Annotated in this window: 16 protein-coding genes; 13 read left to right on the forward strand and 3 right to left on the reverse strand. The window is 71.0% G+C overall.

Going from position 1 to position 18,345, the window contains the following annotated elements; translation table 11 throughout:
• Window positions 1–8: 8 nt before the first annotated feature.
• Window positions 9–1,286, reverse strand: coding sequence for an ROK family protein (locus tag ACFC1K_RS03895; RefSeq protein WP_375870517.1), 1,278 nt, complete (start codon window positions 1,284–1,286; stop codon window positions 9–11).
• 105 nt (window positions 1,287–1,391) lie between these two features.
• Between ACFC1K_RS03895 and ACFC1K_RS03900 the strand changes: the two genes are divergently transcribed.
• From ACFC1K_RS03900 to ACFC1K_RS03950, 11 genes are all read left to right on the forward strand, one after another.
• The gene (locus tag ACFC1K_RS03900; protein ID WP_375870518.1) at window positions 1,392–2,426 is read left to right on the forward strand and encodes a Gfo/Idh/MocA family protein; all 1,035 of its coding nucleotides are present in this window, start codon (window positions 1,392–1,394) and stop codon (window positions 2,424–2,426) included.
• Window positions 2,423–3,199: a hypothetical protein gene (locus ACFC1K_RS03905; RefSeq protein ID WP_375870519.1), complete on the forward strand. Its 777-nt coding sequence runs from the start codon at window positions 2,423–2,425 to the stop codon at window positions 3,197–3,199. Before ACFC1K_RS03900 ends, ACFC1K_RS03905 begins: the two co-directional genes overlap by 4 nt.
• A 106-nt stretch (window positions 3,200–3,305) precedes the next feature.
• On the forward strand, window positions 3,306–4,325 hold the full coding sequence (locus ACFC1K_RS03910; protein WP_310286313.1) for a VOC family protein: 1,020 nt from the start codon (window positions 3,306–3,308) through the stop codon (window positions 4,323–4,325).
• A 76-nt stretch (window positions 4,326–4,401) separates the two neighbouring features.
• Window positions 4,402–5,373, forward strand: a complete 972-nt coding sequence (locus tag ACFC1K_RS03915) for a fumarylacetoacetate hydrolase family protein (protein WP_375870520.1) — start codon at window positions 4,402–4,404, stop codon at window positions 5,371–5,373.
• The gene (locus tag ACFC1K_RS03920) at window positions 5,370–6,368 is read left to right on the forward strand and encodes a cyclase family protein (protein ID WP_375870521.1); all 999 of its coding nucleotides are present in this window, start codon (window positions 5,370–5,372) and stop codon (window positions 6,366–6,368) included. The genes ACFC1K_RS03915 and ACFC1K_RS03920 overlap by 4 nt, the downstream gene beginning before the upstream one ends.
• A 36-nt stretch (window positions 6,369–6,404) precedes the next feature.
• The gene (locus ACFC1K_RS03925; RefSeq protein ID WP_375870522.1) at window positions 6,405–7,538 is read left to right on the forward strand and encodes an FAD-dependent oxidoreductase; all 1,134 of its coding nucleotides are present in this window, start codon (window positions 6,405–6,407) and stop codon (window positions 7,536–7,538) included.
• Entirely contained in the window at window positions 7,535–8,575 is a 1,041-nt protein-coding gene (locus ACFC1K_RS03930) for an amidohydrolase family protein (RefSeq protein WP_375870523.1), read from the forward strand. Before ACFC1K_RS03925 ends, ACFC1K_RS03930 begins: the two co-directional genes overlap by 4 nt.
• Window positions 8,572–9,567, forward strand: a complete 996-nt coding sequence (locus tag ACFC1K_RS03935; protein WP_375870524.1) for a fumarylacetoacetate hydrolase family protein — start codon at window positions 8,572–8,574, stop codon at window positions 9,565–9,567. Before ACFC1K_RS03930 ends, ACFC1K_RS03935 begins: the two co-directional genes overlap by 4 nt.
• 261 nt (window positions 9,568–9,828) lie before the next feature.
• Window positions 9,829–11,316, forward strand: coding sequence for an MFS transporter (locus ACFC1K_RS03940; RefSeq protein WP_375870525.1), 1,488 nt, complete (start codon window positions 9,829–9,831; stop codon window positions 11,314–11,316).
• A gap of 17 nt (window positions 11,317–11,333) precedes the next feature.
• Window positions 11,334–12,929 (forward strand): GMC oxidoreductase, encoded by a 1,596-nt coding sequence (locus ACFC1K_RS03945; protein ID WP_375870526.1) that lies wholly within the window; start codon window positions 11,334–11,336, stop codon window positions 12,927–12,929.
• Entirely contained in the window at window positions 12,926–13,375 is a 450-nt protein-coding gene (locus tag ACFC1K_RS03950) for a nuclear transport factor 2 family protein (protein ID WP_375870527.1), read from the forward strand. Before ACFC1K_RS03945 ends, ACFC1K_RS03950 begins: the two co-directional genes overlap by 4 nt.
• A 105-nt stretch (window positions 13,376–13,480) precedes the next feature.
• On the opposite strand, the gene ACFC1K_RS03955 is transcribed toward ACFC1K_RS03950, so the two are convergent.
• On the reverse strand, window positions 13,481–14,248 hold the full coding sequence (locus ACFC1K_RS03955) for an SDR family NAD(P)-dependent oxidoreductase (protein ID WP_375870528.1): 768 nt from the start codon (window positions 14,246–14,248) through the stop codon (window positions 13,481–13,483).
• A gap of 107 nt (window positions 14,249–14,355) precedes the next feature.
• Here ACFC1K_RS03955 and ACFC1K_RS03960 point away from each other — a divergent pair, with 107 nt between their 5' ends.
• Complete coding sequence (locus tag ACFC1K_RS03960; RefSeq protein WP_375870529.1) at window positions 14,356–15,138, forward strand: SDR family NAD(P)-dependent oxidoreductase; 783 nt, start codon at window positions 14,356–14,358, stop codon at window positions 15,136–15,138.
• Window positions 15,139–15,265: 127 nt separating this feature from the next.
• Here ACFC1K_RS03960 and ACFC1K_RS03965 read toward each other — a convergent pair whose 3' ends face one another.
• A complete protein-coding gene (locus tag ACFC1K_RS03965) occupies window positions 15,266–16,510 on the reverse strand; it encodes a glycoside hydrolase family 1 protein (protein WP_375870530.1) in 1,245 nt (414 codons plus the stop codon).
• Between the two features lie 234 nt (window positions 16,511–16,744).
• On the opposite strand from ACFC1K_RS03965, the gene ACFC1K_RS03970 reads away from it, so the two are divergent.
• Complete coding sequence (locus ACFC1K_RS03970) at window positions 16,745–18,310, forward strand: ABC transporter substrate-binding protein (protein WP_375870531.1); 1,566 nt, start codon at window positions 16,745–16,747, stop codon at window positions 18,308–18,310.
• Window positions 18,311–18,345: the final 35 nt, after the last annotated feature.

Raw genomic sequence — 18,345 nt, forward strand, 5'->3', positions numbered from 1 at the left:
CGAGAGTCCTACGCCACCGCTTCGAGCGCACCGCGGATCGCCACGACAGTGGGCCGCCCGTCGCCGAACCAGCGGGGGAAGGTGACCTCGAAGAGCTGCTCGCGCACCATCTCGACACCGCCGCGCAGCGGCTCGCGCCGGTCGTTGACGGACTGCGCGATCGTCAGGTCGCGCGTGGCGAGGGGGAGTGACAGCTCGTAGACGCGCTGACGCACCTCGGCCAGCAGCAGCTCTCCGGCGCCGGCCATGGCGCCGCCGATCACGATGACCGAGGGGTTGAACATGTTGACGAGCGCGGCGATCGACTCGCCGACGACGCGGGCAGAGCGCTGCACGAGCCGGATCGCGAGGGCGTCGCCGTTCTCGGCCGCGATCGAGATGAGCTCTGGCGTGAGCTCCTCGCCGTCGGCGACGGCTGTGGCGAGCACACCCGTGGCGCCGGCCTCGATCTCGGCGAGGGCGTCGCGGATCATCGCCCATCCGCCGGCGACGGCTTCGAGGCATCCGATCTTGCCGCAGCGGCAGAGGGCATCGGAATCACGGACCCTCACGTGGCCGATGTCGCCGGCCGCCCCGTTGACGCCGCGATGGATGCGCCCGTGCGAGAGGAGTCCGGCGCCGATGCCGGAGCCCATCTTGCAGTAGATCAGATCGAGGCGGTCGTCGTCGCGGCGGGCGCGCTCCCCGAACGTGAGCAGGTTCACGTCGTTGTCGACCCACACGGGTGCGTCGTAGCGCTGCTCGAAGCGGCGCCGCACGTCGAAGCCGTTCCAGCCGGGCATGATCGGCGGTGCGACCGGGCGGCCGCTGTCGAAGTCGACCGGGCCGGGCACGCCCACGCCGATGCCCCAGACCGGCACGTCGGGAGTGCGCGCGAGCACCTCGTCGATCATGCTCAGGGCCTTGTCGAGCGTCTCCGCGGGACCGCGGGCGATGTCCCACGGCGCGTGCTCCTGATCGATGACGTCACCGTCGAGGAGTGCGACGCCGACGTGGATGTGGAGCGCACCGAGGGCGCAGACGACGATGCGTCCGGCGTCGCCCCGGAAGCGGAGGGTGCGCGGTGCGCGGCCGCCCGACGAGGGGCCGAACTCGCCGTCGGCGAGGTAGCCCATCTCGATCGCGTGGTCGACGCGCTGCGTCACGACGCCACGGCCGAGACCGGTCACGCGGCCGATCTCGGGACGGGTCGCGGCGTCGCCGGTGCGAACCATGTTGACGATGCGAAGAAGGCTCGTCATCTCGTCGGTCTGTGCGCCGAACCGCAGGGTGGACTCTCTGGCCATGGTCGATTCTTACATAACACTGCACGCTAGACGCGGAAATCGTGACACCTATAGTCAAACGGCTTCACACTTAGGTACGCTTCCAGCCGAAGTAAGGAGGCGTCCATGGTTCGTGGTGTGGGCATCATCGGCGCGGGTCCCGGAGTGGCGGCACTGCATCTTCCGACGCTTGCGCGCCTGAGCGACGCGTTCCGCGTCGTACACGTCGCCGACGGCGGCAGCGGCCGATCGGCCGCACTTGCGGCGCGGGTGGGTGCTCGGTCGTCGACGGGTGCCGAGGCCATCATGGCGGATCCGGAGGCCGAGGTCGTCGCGATCTGCAGCCCGCCCGCCGAGCATGCGGCGCAGATCATCGCGGCCGTCGCAGCCGGCAAGCGCGCGGTGTTCTGCGAGAAGCCCCTCGGCACGACGGTCGCCGAGGCGGAGGAAGCCGTCGAGGCCTGCCGCCGCGCCGGGGTGCCGCTCATCGTCGGCACGAACCACTACTTCGATCCGGCGTGGGGCCGGGCCAAGCATCACCTCACCGTGTCGGGCGGGCCGGTCGTCTCGATCTCGGTCACGCTCGCGCTGGCGCCCAACACGCGGTATCACGAGCTCGTCACCGAGCTGCCCGCTCCGTCGGCCGCCGGGCGGGGCGCTCCCGACCTCACGCGCCGCGAGGTCGCGGCCGGCGTCGTGCGCCAGCTCCTCACCGGGCTCGCGATCCACGACATGCCGCTCGTGCGTGATCTGGTCCCGCGCTTCGAGCGCGTCGTCTTCGCGCGGGCGCTTCCCCCGCTGGGGTACGCGGTCGGCTTCGTCGCCGGCGGTGTCCCCGTCCAGCTCACGACGGTGATGCTCCCCGAAGGCGGCGACACGCTCTGGCGCATCGCGGTCGCCACGGCCGCCGACCGGCTGGACGTCAGCTTCCCGCCGCCGTTCGTGCACGCGGGTGGAGCGCGGGTGCGCGTGCGCGCCGCGGACGGCCGCGACACGAGCTACGCACACGACCCCCTCGACGGATACGTCGCCGAGTGGCGCGCCCTCGCGGAGCTGCTCGACGCCGGCCTGCCGGTGGAGTACGACGAACTGCTCGACGACGCGCGCTATGCGCTGCGGCTGGCGGACGCCGCGGCAGAGCTGATCGGAGCCGCAGCATGACGACGCCTGTTCGCACCGACCTCGACGCCTACCGCATCGCGGTGGCCGAGCTGCCCGGCAGCGCGATCGCGAGCCCTGACGTGAAGGGCGCCATCGCCGTCGTGCCCGGGGACGACGGGTGGTGGGTGGCGGCCTCGGACGCGATCGCCGCGGGCGCGGCGGCGGTCGTCGTCGCGCAACCTGCCGTCGGCCCGATCGAGGCGCTCGACGCTCTCGCCTCGCTCGCCGGTGCCACCCCCGTGATCGTGGAGCGCCCGCTGTTCCCCGCCGACATGGTCGCCGCAGTGGGTGCGTCGATCGAGAGCCTCCCGGCTCCCGGCGCGCTCGTCGTCGAGTGTCATGCGCCCGCGCGCACGCTCGGTCCGGCGTTGCGCGACGCGATCGGGTGGGCGCGGGTCATCGCGGGAACGCCGCTCGCACCACGGACGACGGAGTCGTGGGGAGGCCGCGTGCTCGCCCTCCTCGAATCCGAGCAGGGCTCCGCCGTGTCGATCGTCTCCGCCGTGCAGCCGGGCGCACCGCGCCTCGGCCGCGTGCGGATCACCTCGATCGCTCCGACGCGCGTGGAGATCGACGCCGACCTCGACACCGTCGCCTGCGTCACGGATGCCGCGGGGCGAGGCATCCTTCCCGCGCTCTTCGAGAGCTCCGAGCGCGTCGCCCTGCGCCGCGCGATCTCGGCGGTGCGCACGGCCGAGCGGCCCCCCGATCTCGCGGATCTGCGCCATGACACGGGTCTTGCCGCAGCGCTGCTTTCTGCGCGTCCCGCATAAACGCCGGTGATCCGAGGGATAGCCGATATGGGATTCCTCGATATGCCCGAGTTCGGCGAAAGTGGTTGACGGGATCACCCCGATGACTCACCGAAAGGGATCGAAGATGATCAAGCTTCTGTCGCATCTGTCGTATGTGGCCATCACGTCGCCGGATGTCGACGCATCCGTCGACTTCTACGTGAAGCAGGTCGGCCTCACGGTCGTCGACCGCGTCGACGGCGCCGTCTACCTCCGCTGCTGGGGCGACTACTACGCCTACTCGGTCGTGGTCGTGCCGGGCGACGAGCCGGGTCTCGTGACCGCCGCGTGGCGCACGTCGAGCCCCGAGGCGCTGGAGGAGGCCGCGAAGCGCGTCGAGGCCGCCGGCATCCAGGGCGAGTGGATCGACGTCCACAAGATCGGCCGTGCCTACCAGTTCACCGGCCCGTGGGGCCACACGCTGACCCTGCACTGGGACGTCACGCGCCACCACGACACCGAGGGCGACGCCGCGTCGATCTACCCCGACCGTCCCTCGCGTCGCAGCAAGGTCGCAGGCGCCCCGCGCCAGCTCGACCACGTCACGATCGCGACCAGCGACGTCGACGCGTTCGTCCAGTGGTACGTCGACGTGCTCGGCTTCCGCTTCATGGCGCGCACGCAGCTCGACGAAGCGCCGATCTCGGTGTTCTCGGTGCTCACGACGAACGAGAAGTCGCACGACCTGGGCGTCGTCCTCGACGGCTCGACCCGCGCCGGCCGCGTGAACCACTACGCCTTCTGGGTCGACACCCGCGAGGAGCTGCTCATCGCGGCCGACGTCCTCGGCGAGAACGGCTACCCGATCGAGTACGGCCCGTCGATCCACGGCATCGGCGAGCAGAACTTCCTCTACTACCGCGAGCCCTCGAGCCTGCGCATCGAGCTCAACACCGGCGGCTACCGCAACTACGTGCCCGACTGGGAGGCCAACACGTGGAAGCCGTCGCAGGGGTCGAACAACTTCTACCGCAACAGCGCGATGCCGATGTCGATGACCGAGTCGTTCCCGCCCGCCGACGGTCCGTCCGCGACGGAGGAGGGCGTTCCGGATGAGATCAAGGACGCCCTGCTGAACCCGTACGCCAAGCACGGCCAGGGCTGACAGGCTCGAGGGTGGGGATGCCGCGGAGGCGTCCCCACCCTCGCACCACGTTCCGAACCACGGATCTGGAGAGAACATGACGACGTCGTCACACGGACTGACCGCCCCTTTCGCCCTCGCGCGCTTCCGCGACGGCGATTCCGTGCGTCTCGGGCTCGTCGCCGGCGACCGCATCAGCGCGGTCTCGGATGACGAGCTCGGCGCCGCCGGCCTCAACGCCTTCCTGGCGCATCCCGATTGGGACCGCCTCCGCGCGCTCGCCTCACACGACAGGGGGTGGATGCCGCTGGCCGAGGTCGTGCTCACCGCCCCGGTCGAGCCGCGCCAGGTGGTGCAGGCGGGCGCGAACTATCGCGAGCACGTCATCGAGCTGGTCGTGGCGGGCCTCACGCAGGACTCGTCCCGCTCGCCGGAGGAGGCGCGCGAGTTCGCGGCCAAGATGATGGACGACCGCCGTGCGAACGGCGAGCCGTACTTCTTCCTCGGGCTGCCCACCGTCGTCGTCGGCGACGACGTGCCGCTCGTGCTGCCCGGCTACAGCGAGGTGCACGACTGGGAGCTCGAGCTCGCCGTCGTGATCGGCACCCAAGCGTTCCGCGTCTCTCGCGAGGACGCGCTGCGCCACGTCGCCGGCTACACGATCGTCAACGACGTGACGACGCGCGATCTCGTCTTCCGCAAGGACATGAAGGAGATCGGCACGGACTGGTTCCGCTCCAAGAACGCCCCCGGCTTCCTTCCGACCGGTCCCTTCCTGGTGCCGGCGCCTTTCGTGGCGGGGGAGGACCTCACGGTGCGACTCGATCTCAACGGCGACACGATGCAGAACGGATCGACGAGCGACCTCCTCTTCGACATCCCGGCGCTCATCTCCGCCGCGTCGCAGACGACGGCGCTGCTGCCCGGCGACCTGCTCCTCACCGGAAGCCCTCCCGGGAACGGCCAGCACTGGAAGAGGTTCCTGCGGGACGGCGACGTCATGACGGGATCCATCTCGGGCCTCGGGACGCAGGTGGTCCGCTGCCTCGCGGAAGGACCGGCGGTATGAGCGCGCCGAGCGAGAACCCCGGCGACCTCGACCGCACCGACCCCGCGGCCGAGATCGCCGCGCGCGCCGAGGCGTTCCGCAATTGGGGCCGCTGGGGTGAGGACGACGTGCTCGGCACGCTCAACCTCATCGACGCCGCCAAGCGCGTCGAGGCCGCCGCCCTCGTGCAGGATGGCGAGGTGATCTCGCTCGCGCAGGCGTTCGACACGAACGGCCCGCAGAAGGGGTGGCGCCGGCGCACCAACCCGGTGCACACGATGACCGACACCGGCACCGACGCCGAGCGCGGCAAGCAGGGCTTCCCGCACGGGATCGGCGGCGCCGACGACGTGATCGCGATGCCGCTGCAGTGCTCCACCCAGTGGGACGGGCTCGGCCACATCTTCGACCACGGCAATGCCTGGAACGGCCGGCGCGCGGGCGACGTCGTCACGAGCGACGGCGACCTGGTCACGGGCATCGAGCACGCGGCATCCGTCATCGTCTCGCGAGGTGTGCTGCTCGACGTGGGCCGTCATCTCGCGCCCGAGACCGGCGAACTCGAGGACGGCTACGCGATCACCGTCGCCGACCTCGAGGCGACCATCGCCGCGCAGGGCGCCTCGAGCCGGGTCGGCCGCGGCGACATCGTGCTGGTGCGCACCGGCCAGTACGCCCGCACCCGCCGCGACGGCTGGGGAGAGTACGCCGGCGGACCCGCACCCGGCCTCTCGCTCACCACGGCCGGGTGGCTGCATCGCACCGAGATCGCCGCGATCGCCACCGACACGTGGGGCTTCGAAGTGCGGCCCAACGAGTTCGACTCGCCGGCGTTCCAGCCGCTGCACCAGGTCGTGATCCCGAACATGGGACTCACGATCGGCGAGATGTGGAATCTCGACGCCCTCGCCGACGCGTGCGCTGCGCGCGGGCGCTGGGACTTCCTGCTGTCGGCGGCACCGCTGCCGATCACGGGGGCGGTCGGCTCGCCGATCAACCCCGTCGCGATTCTCTAATCCCCCCCCGAACACGAAGAACAGAGAGGTTCTGACATGACCGCAGTCAACAAGGTCGCGATCGCCGGGAGCGGCGTCAGCGGACTCGCCGCCGCCATCCAGCTCGCCAAGGCGGGCGTCGAGGTCGACGTCTTCGAGGCGAAGCCCGAGCTCAGCGCGCTCGGATCCGGCATCTCGCTGCAGGGCAACGCCCTGCGCGTGTTCGACGCGCTCGGCGCGTGGGACGACATCCGCGCCGCCGGCTACCCCTTCGAGGGGCTCAACCTGCGCGCGCCCGGGCCGGGGGCGCCGATCGTCGCCGAGCTTCCGGACGTCAAGACCGGGGGACCCGACTACCCGGCGGCGATGGGGATGCCGCGGCCCGCATTGGCCCGCATCCTCCTCGACCACGCGCAGAAGGCGGGTGCGAACGTCCGCTTCGGAACCAAGGTCACAGGTCTCGAGCAGAGCGGCGACGGCGTCGAGGTCTTCGCCGACGGCGCCTCCGTCGGCACGTATGACCTGCTCGTCGGCGCCGACGGCCTGAACTCGGCCGTCCGCGGGCTCATCGGCATCGAGACCAAGCCCGAGCCGACCGGCATGGGCATCTGGCGCTCGTTCGTCTCGCGGCCCGCCGAGGTCGTCCGCAGCGAGCTCTACTACGGCGGCCCCGTGTACATCGCGGGCTACACGCCGACGGGCGACGACACCATGTACGCCTTCCTCGTCGAGAAGGCGCAGGACCGCTTCGACATCTCCGACGCGGACGCCACCCGCATCATGCTCGAGGAGTCGCGCGCCTACGACGGTCCGTGGAACTCGATCCGCGCCGACCTCGAGGGCGGTGCGCACGCGAACTACACGTGGTTCACCAAGCACATCGTCGAGGGGTCGTGGAACCGCGGCCGCGTCGTGCTCATCGGCGACGCCGCGCACTCATGCCCTCCGACGATCGCGCAGGGCGCGGCGCAGGGCCTCGAAGACGCGCTGGTGCTCACCGAGCTGCTGGCCGGACGCGACGCGGTCGACGCAGCGCTGTGGGACGAGTTCCACGCACGCCGGCTGCCGCGCGCGAAGGCCGTGGTCGAGGCATCCGTCCAGCTCGGCCAGTGGCAGCTCGACGGCGTGCGGGACGCCGACGTCGCCGGGCTCATGTTCGGCGTCGCCCACCAGATGGCGGTTCCGGCATGACTGAGCTCCCTTCGGTCAGCGGCGACCGGCTGCCGGTTGTAGACGTCCACGCACACCTGCTGCTGCCGGCGCTGCATGCCGAGGTCGAGCGCCGAGCGCCCGAGGACGTGGCCGCGGCCGCCGATCTCGAGCGCCGGCGCAACGGCGTCGAGAGCCTGCAGGCCTCGGGCGCGATGATCGGCGCCCGCATCCCGAAGCTCACCGACGTGCACGCGCGACTGGCCGCGATGGACGAGCAGGGCGTCGATCGGCAGTGGGTCAGCGTCTCGCCGAACCACTTCTATCCGTGGGCGAACGAGGGGCTGTCGGGCTGGGTCGCGGGGGAGACGAACCGGCTCATCGCCGAGCACGTCGCCCAGGCGCCCGAGCGCCTCATCGGCCTCGGCGTGGTGCCGCTGCAGCACCCTGCGCATCTCGTGGAGTACCTCGACGACGCGGTGCTCGGCCGCGGTCTCGCCGGCGTCGAGATCTCGTCGTTCGCCGGCGATGTGGAACTGTCCGACGAGAGGCTGGAGCCGTTCTGGGCGCGCGCTGCCGAGCTCGGCTGCGTGATCTTCCTGCACCCGTTCGGCTGCAGCCTCGACGAGCGCCTGGACCGCTTCTACCTCTCGAACACGGTCGGGCAGCCGACCGAGAACGCCGTGGCGCTGTCGCACCTGATCTTCGCGGGCGTGCTCGACCGGCATCCGGGGCTCAAGGTCGTCGTCGCGCACGGCGGCGGCTACCTGCCGTTCGCGATCGGCCGCTCCGACCGCGCGTGGCGGGTGCGCCCCGAGGCGCGCCGCTGCGCGCACGAGCCATCGAGCTACCTGAAGAAGCTGTGGTTCGACACCGTCGTGCACGACCCCATCGCCGTGCGGCACCTCGTCGAGGTCGCGGGCGGTTCGCGCGTCGTGCTCGGCAGCGACTTCCCGTTCGACATGGGGCTCGACGACCCGGTCGCGTTCGTGCGCTCGGCCGGCCTTCCGGTCGAGATCACCGACCGCATCCTCGCCGGCAACGCCGACGAGCTGCTGCGCACGAAGGTCTCCGCATGAGGATCGCGCGCTGGACCGACCGCCGCTCCCCGGTCCCCGAGCCTGTCGAGGGGTTCGTCGTCGGCGAGGGCTTCGTCGTCGGCGATCGCGTCATCGCATTCCCCGACGGCCAGACGGTCGCCGACATCCTCGCCGGGGGATTGGATGCTGCGCACGCAGCCTTCGGCCGGGTGGAGGGCGAGTCCGGCACAGCGCTCGCCGAGGTGCGGCTGCTGGCACCGGTGGTCCCGGCATCCGTCCGTGACTTCGTCGCGTTCGAAGAGCACGTCGAGGGCGTGAGCGCGTCGGTGGACGGCAAGAGCGAGGTCGTGCCGGAGTGGTACCAGGCGCCGACGTTCTACTTCACGAACCCGCACACGATCCTCGGCCCCGGCGAGCCCGTCGCCCCGCCGGTCACCGAGCGCCTCGACTTCGAGCTGGAGGTCGCCGTCGTCGTCGGCAACGCACCCGGGGTCGGCGAGGCGAACCTGACGGCGGCGGAGGCGGCCTCCCGCATCTTCGGCTACACGATCATGAACGACTGGTCGGCCCGCGACATCCAATCCCGCGAGATGAAGGTGCGACTGGGGCCGGCGAAGGGCAAGGATTTCGGCACCAGCCTCGGCCCGTGGATCGTGACGGCCGACGAACTGGAGCAGTACGTCGACGCCGACGGCTTCCTCGCGATCCGCGCCGAGGTGCGCATCAACGGCGAGCTCGTCGGTGAGGATCTCGTGTCGAACATGGGCTGGCCGTTCGCCGAGCTGGTCGCGTACGCCTCGCGCAACTCCCGGGTCGTGCCGGGGGACGTGCTGGGCAGCGGCACGGTCGGCAACGGCGGATGCCTCGGCGAGCTGTGGGGGAGAGGCTCGACCATCCCCGCCCTGCGCGAGGGCGACGAGGTGCGCATGACCGTCGAGGGCATCGGCGAGCTCGTCGGGACGGTGGGAGCGGCGGTGCCCACGCCCGCACTGCCCGCGGCGCGCCCGCGCCCGCGCACGAGGCAGCGGTAGCGCCCTGCGCCGAACGAGCTGCCGAGACAGGGGATCCCGCACGAGACCCAGGGCGACGTCCTCGGTCTCGTCGTGAGTCCCCGGTTTCGACGCCAGGCGCGCCAGGGTGGGCGCTGGCTTATGTTGATTTACGACCGAAGAGTGGCTAGAATCGACAGTGACGTCGGGGCCCACGCAGGCCCGTTCCCTGTGGCGAGGCCGCCCAGGGGCACACCCCGTCGCGTCGATCGCCCGGTCGTACGGGCCAGAACGCGTATGAGCATGTCACCGTGGAGGCTTCGCCTCCTGATCGTCTCCCTCCTGACGGTCGCGATCCTCGGAGCCCTCGACCACACGATCGTGTCGACCTCCCTCGCGACCGTCGCAGGAGAACTCGGAGCCCTCGCCCAGATGGGGTGGGTCGTCGTCGGCTACACCCTGGCGAGTACCGTGCTGCTGCCGGTCCTCGGAAAGCTCGGGGACGCGGTGGGACCGCGCGCCGTGTTCCTGGTGTCCCTGGTGCTGTTCCTCGTGGCGTCGCTCGCCTGCGGCTTCGCGCAGGACATGCCGCAGCTCATCGGCGCGCGCGTCGTGCAGGGTATGAGCTCGGCGGGCCTGCACCTCATGTCGCAGACGATCGTCGCCCGGGTGACCACCCCGCGCGAGCGGCCGAGGTATCTCGCCATCATCGGCGCCGCCTTCCCCGTCGCGATCCTCGTCGGCCCCGTGCTCGGCGGCCTCATCACGGACTACTGGGGCTGGCAGTGGGTGTTCTGGATCAACATCCCGTTCGGCGTCGCCGCGCTCCTGCTCGCCCTCGTCGCGGTGCCGCACCTGCCGGGCTTCGGCCGGCGCCGGTTCGATGTCGGCGGCTCCGTCTCGTTCGCGATCGCGATGGTCGCTCTGGTGCTCGCGGTGACGTGGATCGGCGATCCCGCGCTGGCGGCAGCATCCGTCGTCTCCTTCGCCGTGGCGGGCATGGCGTTCGCCGCGTTCTTCCTCATCGAGCTGCGGGCGCCCGAACCGCTGGTTCCCCTGCGACTCTTCGCCGACCGGACCATCGCGGTCGGCACGGTGCTGTCGGCGATCATCGGCATCGGCCTGTTCTCGATCACGGCGTATCTGCCCACGTACATCCAGATGGCCTACCGCACGAGCGCGACGGTGTCGGGTCTCGTGCCCATCGCGACCGTGTTCGGGATGCTGGTGAGCAATCTCGCGACCGGGTGGCTCGTGAGCCGCACCGGCCACTACCGCGTCTACTGCATCGCGGGCACCGCGCTGAGCACCGCCGGGCTCTTCGCCATGTCGGTCCTTCCGGTGGGCCTGCCGCTGTGGGTGCCGATGATCCTCATGGCCGTCGTCGGGGTCGGGACCGGCGCCTTCATGAGTCTCGTCATCGCGGTCGTGCAGAGCGCGGCGCCGCGTCGCGACACCGGCAGCATGACGGCGACGGTGAACCTCGTGCGACAGGTCGGCTCGACCGTCGCGACCGCGATCATCGGCGGAGTCATCGGCTTCGGCGTCGCGGCACTCCTCCCGTCCTCCCTCGATGCCGCGACGCTGACACCGCAGTTCGTGCACGAAGCGTCCGCCGCCGTGCAGAGCCAGGTCGCCGGGATCTACAGCGGCATCTTCGCTCCCGTGTTCGCGGCGCTCGCCGTCACCTACGCCGCCGGCGTCGTGGCCGCCGTGCTCCTCCCGGCCGGTCGCCTCTCGGACGAGTCCGAGCCCGCACCGGCACCCAGTTCCGAACCCCTCACCGCGTGACCAGAAGAGGTACTCCCATGTCTTCCACCCCCACCGTCGCCATCGTCGGCTCCGGCCCGATCGGCTCCGCGTACGCCCGCGTCATCCTCGAGGCGAGCCCCGACGCCCGCGTCGTGATGTTCGAGGCCGGCCCGCAGCTCACCGCGATCCCCGGTGAGAGCGTCCGCAACATCGCCGACCCCGACGAGAAGGCCCGCGCCCGCGAGATGTCGCAGGGGCCGCAGTCGGGCGCGTTCCGCGAGAGCCTCGGCATCCCCGCCGGTGTCGTCGTCGAGGGCATGTTCACGGCCCGGCAGGGGACGCACCTGCTCGACTTCGGCGGGCCGGGATCCGCGCACGCCGCCACCTTCCCCGCGGCGGCCGCCGCGACGAACGTCGGCGGCCAGGGCGCGCATTGGACCTGCGCGATCCCGCGGCCGGCCTTCAGCGAGAAGGTCGACTTCATCGGCGACGCCGAGTGGGAGGACCTGATCTCGACGGCCGAGGGGCTGCTGCACGCGCAGCAGGCGGCGTTCGCGGATTCGGCCATCGGGACGGCGATCCGGTCGCTCCTGAACGGCGAGTTCGGCGCCGAGCTGCCCACCGGCTACGGCGTGGGCACCCTGCCGGTCGCCGGAGACCCGCAGCCCGACGGCTCCATGGTGTGGGCCGGCGCGAACACGGTCCTGGGGCCGCTCATCGAGGCCGGCACCCCGGAGTCGGCGCGGTTCGAGCTGCGCGACCTCACGCTCGTGCGTCGCATCGAGACCGAGGACGGCGTGGCCACCGGAGTCACGATCGAGGATCTCCGCACGAAAGAGGTCTCGTTCTTCCCCGCCGATGTCGTCGTCGTGGCCGCCGACGCGTTCCGCTCTCCGCAGCTGCTCTGGGCCAGCGGCATCCGTCCCCGCGCTCTCGGGCGCTACCTCACCGAGCACCACGTCGTCATCACGACGGTGGCCCTCGACGAGGAGCGCATGAGCGCCCTGATCTCGGACGGCGAGTTCGAGGCCGAGCTCGCCCGTCGCGCCCAGAACGCGGCCGACCCGGTCGCGGCCGTCAACCGGATCCCGTTCTCCGAGCCGGGGCACCCCTTCTCGCTCCAGGTGATGTACGCCGAGAACCCGCCGTTCCAGCTCGACCCCTCGCACCCCGCCGCGGGCAACCGCTGGGGCTACGTGAACATGGGCTACGGCGTGCGCAAGCACCCGCGCGTCGAGGACGGCGTCACCTTCGACGACAGCGAGCTCGACTACCGCGGCTTCCCGAACATGACGATCGAGTACGCACTGACGGATGCCGAGCAGCCCGAGCTCGACGAGGCCACCGCGCGCGTCCGCCGGGCGGGCGCCGCCCTCGGCGCCTTCGTCGCCGAGCCACGACTGCTGCCGAACGGCTCGAGCCTGCACTACATGGGCACCCTGCGGATGGGGTCGGCCGACGACGGCACGTCGGTCGCGGACCCTTACTCGCGGGTCTGGGGGTACGACAACCTCGTCGTCGGCGGGAACGGCCTGATCCCGACGGCCAACACGATGAACCCGACGCTCATGAGCGTCGCGATCGCCGTCCGCGGCGCCCGCAAGCTCGTCGAGCAGCTGGACGCCGCGCGGGTCGAGGAGGTCGCCCGATGACGGATGCTGCGGCCCGCGCCGCGAACCGCGCGGTGGTCGAGGCGTTCTTCACCTCGAACCTCGACAACCCGTCGGAGCGGATCGCCCTGTGGCACCCGGACGGGGTGAAGGAGCTGCCGTTCGCACCGTCCGAGCTGCCCAAGACGCGGTGGGAGGGGCGCGACGACATCGTCGCCAACACGCACGCGAATGCCGGCATGTTCGAGAACGTCGTGCACACCGACCTCGTGATCCACGACTGCGTCGACCCCGGGCTGTTCTTCGTGACGAGTCGCATGGTCGACGAGGCGCGGTTCCTCGGGGAGCCCTACCCTCAGTCCTTCGTGCACCTGATCCGCGTGGAGGGCGGCGCGGTGATTCTGCAGCAGGAGTTCTTCAACTCGGAGATCCTCGCGGGCGCCGAGCGCGCCGCGCGGGCGAAGGGCCGCACGCCCCTCGGGTCGTGACGCGGGCGCTCGCCCTGCAGAACTCCACTGATCTGGTCGGTCAGCGGGTGAGGAACCGCTCCCTCGCCTGCCGCAGCCTCGAATTCGTGGAGTTCTGCGGGTGGGTCAGGACCCCGCGATGCGGTCGGCCATGAACTTGGCCCCGGCCGACGACGTCGCACCGCCGTCGACGGGGATCTCCGCTCCGGTGAGATACGACGCGGCGTCCGACAGCAGGAACGCGACCGCCTCTGCGACCTCGTCCGCCTGCCCGAGGCGTTCCAGCGGGGTCAGGGCGAGCTGCGCCGCGCGCATCGCCTCGGGTGCGTTCGCGGTCATCGGCGTCTCGATGAAGCCGGGGTGCACGACGTTGACACGGATGCCACGCGCCCCGAGCTCCGTCGCCGCGACATGGGTGAGGCCGCGCAGTCCCCATTTCGAAGTCGTGTACGCCACGGGGTAGTGCGCATTGAGCGCCGCCGACGAGCCGATGTTGACGATCGACGAGCCCGGGCCCATCAGCGGAGCGAGCGCCTGGATGCCGAGCATCGGCCCGGTGAGGTTCACCGCGAGCACCCGATCCCAGTCCGCACGCTCGACGGCGCCGAGCCGGGCGCGATGGGTGATGCCGGCGTTGTTCACGAGGCCGCGGAGAGGTTCGCCGTCGAGGAGTTCCGTGAGGGAGGCGGCGAGCGCGGCCCAGTCGCGCTCGTCCGACACGTCGAGCCGCCGGTACTCGACGCCGGCGATCGGTGAGGCCGGGGCGGCCGTGACATCCGTGGCGATGACGCGTGCTCCCGCTTCCGCGAGTACGCGCGCCTCCGCCGCACCCTGGCCGCCTCCCGCCCCGGTGACGACGATCGTGCGTCCTTCGAGCCCCGGATACCTGGTCATGGACGCGACGCTAGCCCGCCGTGCCGCCGGCGGGAACCGGCATCCGCTGATGCCGCGCATCGGAATCACCGAACCCGCGCCGGCGCCGCGCGCGCGAGGATGAGCACATGGAATCCTCGCCGCTCGCACCCGCGCGGCTCTTCTCGTGCGCGGGTCAGGTCGCCGTGGTGACGGGGGCCGCGACCGGCATCGGGCACGCGGCTGCCGAGGCGCTCGCCGCAGCGGGTGCCCGCGTGGTCCTCGCGGGTCTTGCTGCCTCGGAGCCCGAGCGCGCCGCGGCGGACCTCGTCGGCCAGGGCGCCGACGCGATCGGCGTCGCGTGCGATGTGACGGATGCCGCGGCTCTCGCCGGCCTCGTCGACACCGCGGTGCAGCGATTCGGGCGGCTCGACACCGTCGTCGCGAACGCCGGCGCCGCGCTCGACGACCCGGACGCCGACGCCATGGAGCGGCTCGACCGCATGTTCGATCTGCACGTGCGCTCGGTCGCACGGCTGGCCGACCTCGCGCTGCCGGTCGTGGCCGACGGCGGCGGGGGAGCCTTCATCGTGATGTCGAGCCTCTCGGGCCTTCGGGGGAACCGCCTGCTGTCGGGCTACGGCGTGACGAAGGCCGCGAATGCCCAGCTCGCCCGCAATCTGGCCGTGCAATGGGGTTCGCGCGGCATCCGCGCGAACGCGATCTCGCCCGGCGTCATCGCGACGGACTTCGCGCGGCCGATCACCGACGACCCGTCCGCCGCCCCCGTGCGCCTGGCGAAGACGCCGCTCGGTCGCTTCGGGACGCCGGCGGAGGTCGCCGGTGCCGTCGTATGGCTGGCGTCGCCCGCCGGCGCGTTCGTGAGTGGCCAGAACATCGTGATCGACGGCGGCACCCTCATCTCGGACTGAGGATCACGGCCCGGCGTCTGCGCCGACAGCTCGACGCCGAACCACGGCGTTCGCGCCGAAACCGGGGGCGTCGCCCTCGGTTTCGGCGCCAATCCCTTGGCTCGCCGACGCGCGCGCCGACCGCGGGTCAGCTCCCGGCACGGAAGCGTCGGACCAGCTGCCGGTAGACGTCGGCGCTCGGCTTCTCGGTGCGCGCGAAGGTCTCGGGATCCACCTCGTGCAGACCGAGCCGCGGGCCGTAGCCGAAGATCCACTCGAAGTTGTCCATGAGCGTCCAGTGGCAGTACCCGAGCACCGGGACGCCGTCGGCGATCGCCTGCGCGAGGCCCTCGAGCGACGGCTCGATGAAGTCGGCACGGATGCGGTCGTCCGGGGTGCCGACACCGTGCTCGCTGACGAGGATCGGAACGCGGGCGACCGAGTAGGCGTACTCGACGGCACCGCGCAGCGAGTCGGGCTCGACCGTGGTGCCCATGCCGTTGAGGCTGGCGTCGGGGTCAGCCGGCAACTGGCCATCGGGGCCGTAGGCGATGCGCTCGTAGTTCTGCACGCCGACGAAGTCGTCGTCCCGCGCGAGCTCGAGCCAGTGCTCGTAGACCTCGGCGCGCTTGCGGTCGCGCGTGGCCTCGCCGCCGGGGCCGGCGACGTCGTCGACCATCGCGAGCGACAGACCGACGGGCAGGTGGGGCCGGCGGGCCTTGATCGCGGCCTTCGCCGTGCGGTGGCCCGCCGTCATGCCCGCGCGCATGCCCGCGAAGTCCTCGCGCAGCATGACGTTGCCGGCGCGGTACTTGTCGACGCCGGCCTCGCGACCGGCCGCCTCGAGCGTCTGGCGCTCCAGCTCGACGACGAACTCGGGCAGGTGCGCCCACGTGAGCATCTCGGGCAGGTCGGGCTCGTTGAAGGTGATCGCGAGGGCGATGCGGTCGCCGAAGCGGTCCATGACGACGCCGCAGTAGCGGGAGAACAGCGCCGGCGCCTCCGGGTCGAGCCAGGCGCCCCGGGCGGCGAACCAGTGCGGCGACGTGAAGTGGTTGAACGTCACGATGGGCGCGAGGCCGCGGGCGAGGCATCCGTCGATCACGGCTTCGTAGTGCGCGAGCGCCTCGTCGGAGAACTCGCCCTCGAGAGGCTCGATGCGCGCCCACTCGACGGAGAAGCGGTATGCGTTCAGGCCCAGCCCGGCGACGATGTCGAGGTCGGACTCCCACAGTTCCCAGCCGTTGGTCGCCTTGCCCGAGCGCGCCTGGAAGACGGTCGGCGTGACGTTCTCGAGGAACCAGGTGTCGCTGGTGACGTTGTCGCCCTCGTTCTGGTGGCCGGCGGTGGCGACTCCCCAGAGGAAGTCGGCGGGGAAGGATGCTGCGGGCATGAGTGGTCCTCTCTGAACTCTCGTCCATCATGCACGAGTTGTTCATTCTCCGAAAGCTTGTTTCATCTGACGCAGCATGAAGAAGAGGTCGCGTTAGGCCGCGACTAACGCGTCGCAGTGGAATCCGAATGGCCAAACCGCGCGCGGCTCGTCACTGTTGACCGAAAGATCGCATCCCGAATCGCGATCACGACACCGAAGTCCGCAGCAGCACACCGATCACAGGAGATCAGGATGTCCCGACTCATCACAGCACGTGGCGCCGCCGTCATTGCGGCCGTCGCCGTATCAGCCCTCGCACTCGCGGGCTGCAGCGGCGCCGGCGATCCCAGCCAGACCGGCGGTGCGGCCGACACGTCGAAGCTCGTCATCGGCCTCGACTCCGACCAGGCCGCGCTCGGGTACGACCCCGTCCGCTACGGCAGCGGGCAGCGCTTCTTCTTCGAGGGGATCTACGACTCGCTGTTCCTGCTCGACGAGGACGGTCAGGTCGTCCCCGATCTCGTCACCTCGTTCGAGTACAACGAAGACAACACCCAGCTCACGCTGGACCTCGACACCAGCGCGACCTTCGACGACGGCACGGCGTTGAGCGCCGATCTCGTGAAGGAGAACCTCGACGCGCGCGGCAACCCGGATCTGTCGGCGTACAACGGCTTCGCGACCGGCGGGCAGAACGAGATCTCGGACGTGACGGTCGTCGACGACGACACCGTGACGCTCACGTTCGCGGCGCCGCAGCCCGGATTCGAGGCGAACCTCGTGCTGCCCGCAGGGGCGATCGTCGGGCCGACCGGCGCTGCCGACCGCTCCACGCTCGACACGACGCCGGACGGCTCGGGACCCCTCACGGTCGACGAGGACGCCACGGTGAAGGGCAACTCGTACCTGCTCGTCAAGAAGGAAGGCAGCGACGCCGCCGCGGACTACCCCTTCGACTCGTACGAGTTCCGCCCCGTCCTCGACCCGCAGGCTCGCGTCAACGCGGTGATCTCGGGCGAGGTCGATCTGGCCTACATCACGGCCGACACGCAGGCGCAGGTCGAGTCCGCGGGTGTCGGGCTCGTCGCCAACGGCGGCACCGTGCAGAACATCGTGGCCTTCGACAAGACGGGCGCCCTCGGCCCGCAGTGGGCAGACCCGCGCGTCTATCAAGCGCTCTCGATGGCGATCGACCGCGAGGCGTTCGTCACGGCGATCCACCCGGGCGAACTGCCGACGGCGAACGCGCTGCCCGCCGACAACCCGGGCTACCTGCCCGAGCTCGACGAGGAGTACGCCTACGACCCGGACGCCGCCAAGGACCTGCTCGCCGAAGCGGGGTACCCGGATGGCTTCGACTTCACCTTCACGATCTCGTCCGCCAGCCAGCGCGATCTCGAGGCGCTGCAGCCCTACTGGGAGGCGATCGGCGTCAACATGACGCTGAAGAACGCCGCGTCGACCGAGGAGATCTTCGCCGTCGTGCAGACCGAGCCGCTCGGCGGGCCGCTCCCGCTGACGTGGACCAACCCGCTCGGCAACGTGTTCGGGGTGCTGTTCGGCTTCGCGAACTTCCACGGCGCGGACAACCCCGAGATCAAGGCCGCCGCCGGCGCGTACGGCGCGGCGACCGGCGACGAAGCGGCGCAGACCGCGGCTCTCAAGGACCTCAACCGCGCGATCGTCGACTCGGGGTGGCTCATCCCGCTGTACGAGCAGCTCGCGCCGTGGGCGTACAACGCGAAGAAGGTCGCCGAGCCGACGTTCCCTGGCGCCGAGGCCTTCCCGATCCTGGCCACGATCCAGCCCGCATCCTGATCCGACGGCGGTGCCGGCGACCCGCGTCGTCGGCA

The organism is Microbacterium sp. NPDC056057 (assembly GCF_042266945.1).
In the GTDB taxonomy this organism is placed as follows: Bacteria; Actinomycetota; Actinomycetes; order Actinomycetales; family Microbacteriaceae; genus Microbacterium; species Microbacterium trichothecenolyticum_C.

What these genes read in the sequence shown, in the direction of transcription:
- ACFC1K_RS03905 (WP_375870519.1), top strand. Translation starts at nt 2,423, where the DNA reads ATGACGACGCCTGTTCGCACCGACCTCGACGCCTACCGCATCGCGGTG.
- ACFC1K_RS03945 (WP_375870526.1), top strand. Translation starts at nt 11,334, where the DNA reads ATGTCTTCCACCCCCACCGTCGCCATCGTCGGCTCCGGCCCGATCGGC.
- ACFC1K_RS03960 (WP_375870529.1), top strand. Translation starts at nt 14,356, where the DNA reads ATGGAATCCTCGCCGCTCGCACCCGCGCGGCTCTTCTCGTGCGCGGGT.
- ACFC1K_RS03935 (WP_375870524.1), top strand. Translation starts at nt 8,572, where the DNA reads ATGAGGATCGCGCGCTGGACCGACCGCCGCTCCCCGGTCCCCGAGCCT.
- ACFC1K_RS03970 (WP_375870531.1), top strand. Translation starts at nt 16,745, where the DNA reads ATGTCCCGACTCATCACAGCACGTGGCGCCGCCGTCATTGCGGCCGTC.
- ACFC1K_RS03950 (WP_375870527.1), top strand. Translation starts at nt 12,926, where the DNA reads ATGACGGATGCTGCGGCCCGCGCCGCGAACCGCGCGGTGGTCGAGGCG.
- ACFC1K_RS03895 (WP_375870517.1), bottom strand. Translation starts at nt 1,286, where the DNA reads ATGGCCAGAGAGTCCACCCTGCGGTTCGGCGCACAGACCGACGAGATG.
- ACFC1K_RS03930 (WP_375870523.1), top strand. Translation starts at nt 7,535, where the DNA reads ATGACTGAGCTCCCTTCGGTCAGCGGCGACCGGCTGCCGGTTGTAGAC.
- ACFC1K_RS03965 (WP_375870530.1), bottom strand. Translation starts at nt 16,510, where the DNA reads ATGCCCGCAGCATCCTTCCCCGCCGACTTCCTCTGGGGAGTCGCCACC.
- ACFC1K_RS03920 (WP_375870521.1), top strand. Translation starts at nt 5,370, where the DNA reads ATGAGCGCGCCGAGCGAGAACCCCGGCGACCTCGACCGCACCGACCCC.
- ACFC1K_RS03910 (WP_310286313.1), top strand. Translation starts at nt 3,306, where the DNA reads ATGATCAAGCTTCTGTCGCATCTGTCGTATGTGGCCATCACGTCGCCG.
- ACFC1K_RS03900 (WP_375870518.1), top strand. Translation starts at nt 1,392, where the DNA reads ATGGTTCGTGGTGTGGGCATCATCGGCGCGGGTCCCGGAGTGGCGGCA.
- ACFC1K_RS03915 (WP_375870520.1), top strand. Translation starts at nt 4,402, where the DNA reads ATGACGACGTCGTCACACGGACTGACCGCCCCTTTCGCCCTCGCGCGC.
- ACFC1K_RS03955 (WP_375870528.1), bottom strand. Translation starts at nt 14,248, where the DNA reads ATGACCAGGTATCCGGGGCTCGAAGGACGCACGATCGTCGTCACCGGG.
- ACFC1K_RS03940 (WP_375870525.1), top strand. Translation starts at nt 9,829, where the DNA reads ATGTCACCGTGGAGGCTTCGCCTCCTGATCGTCTCCCTCCTGACGGTC.
- ACFC1K_RS03925 (WP_375870522.1), top strand. Translation starts at nt 6,405, where the DNA reads ATGACCGCAGTCAACAAGGTCGCGATCGCCGGGAGCGGCGTCAGCGGA.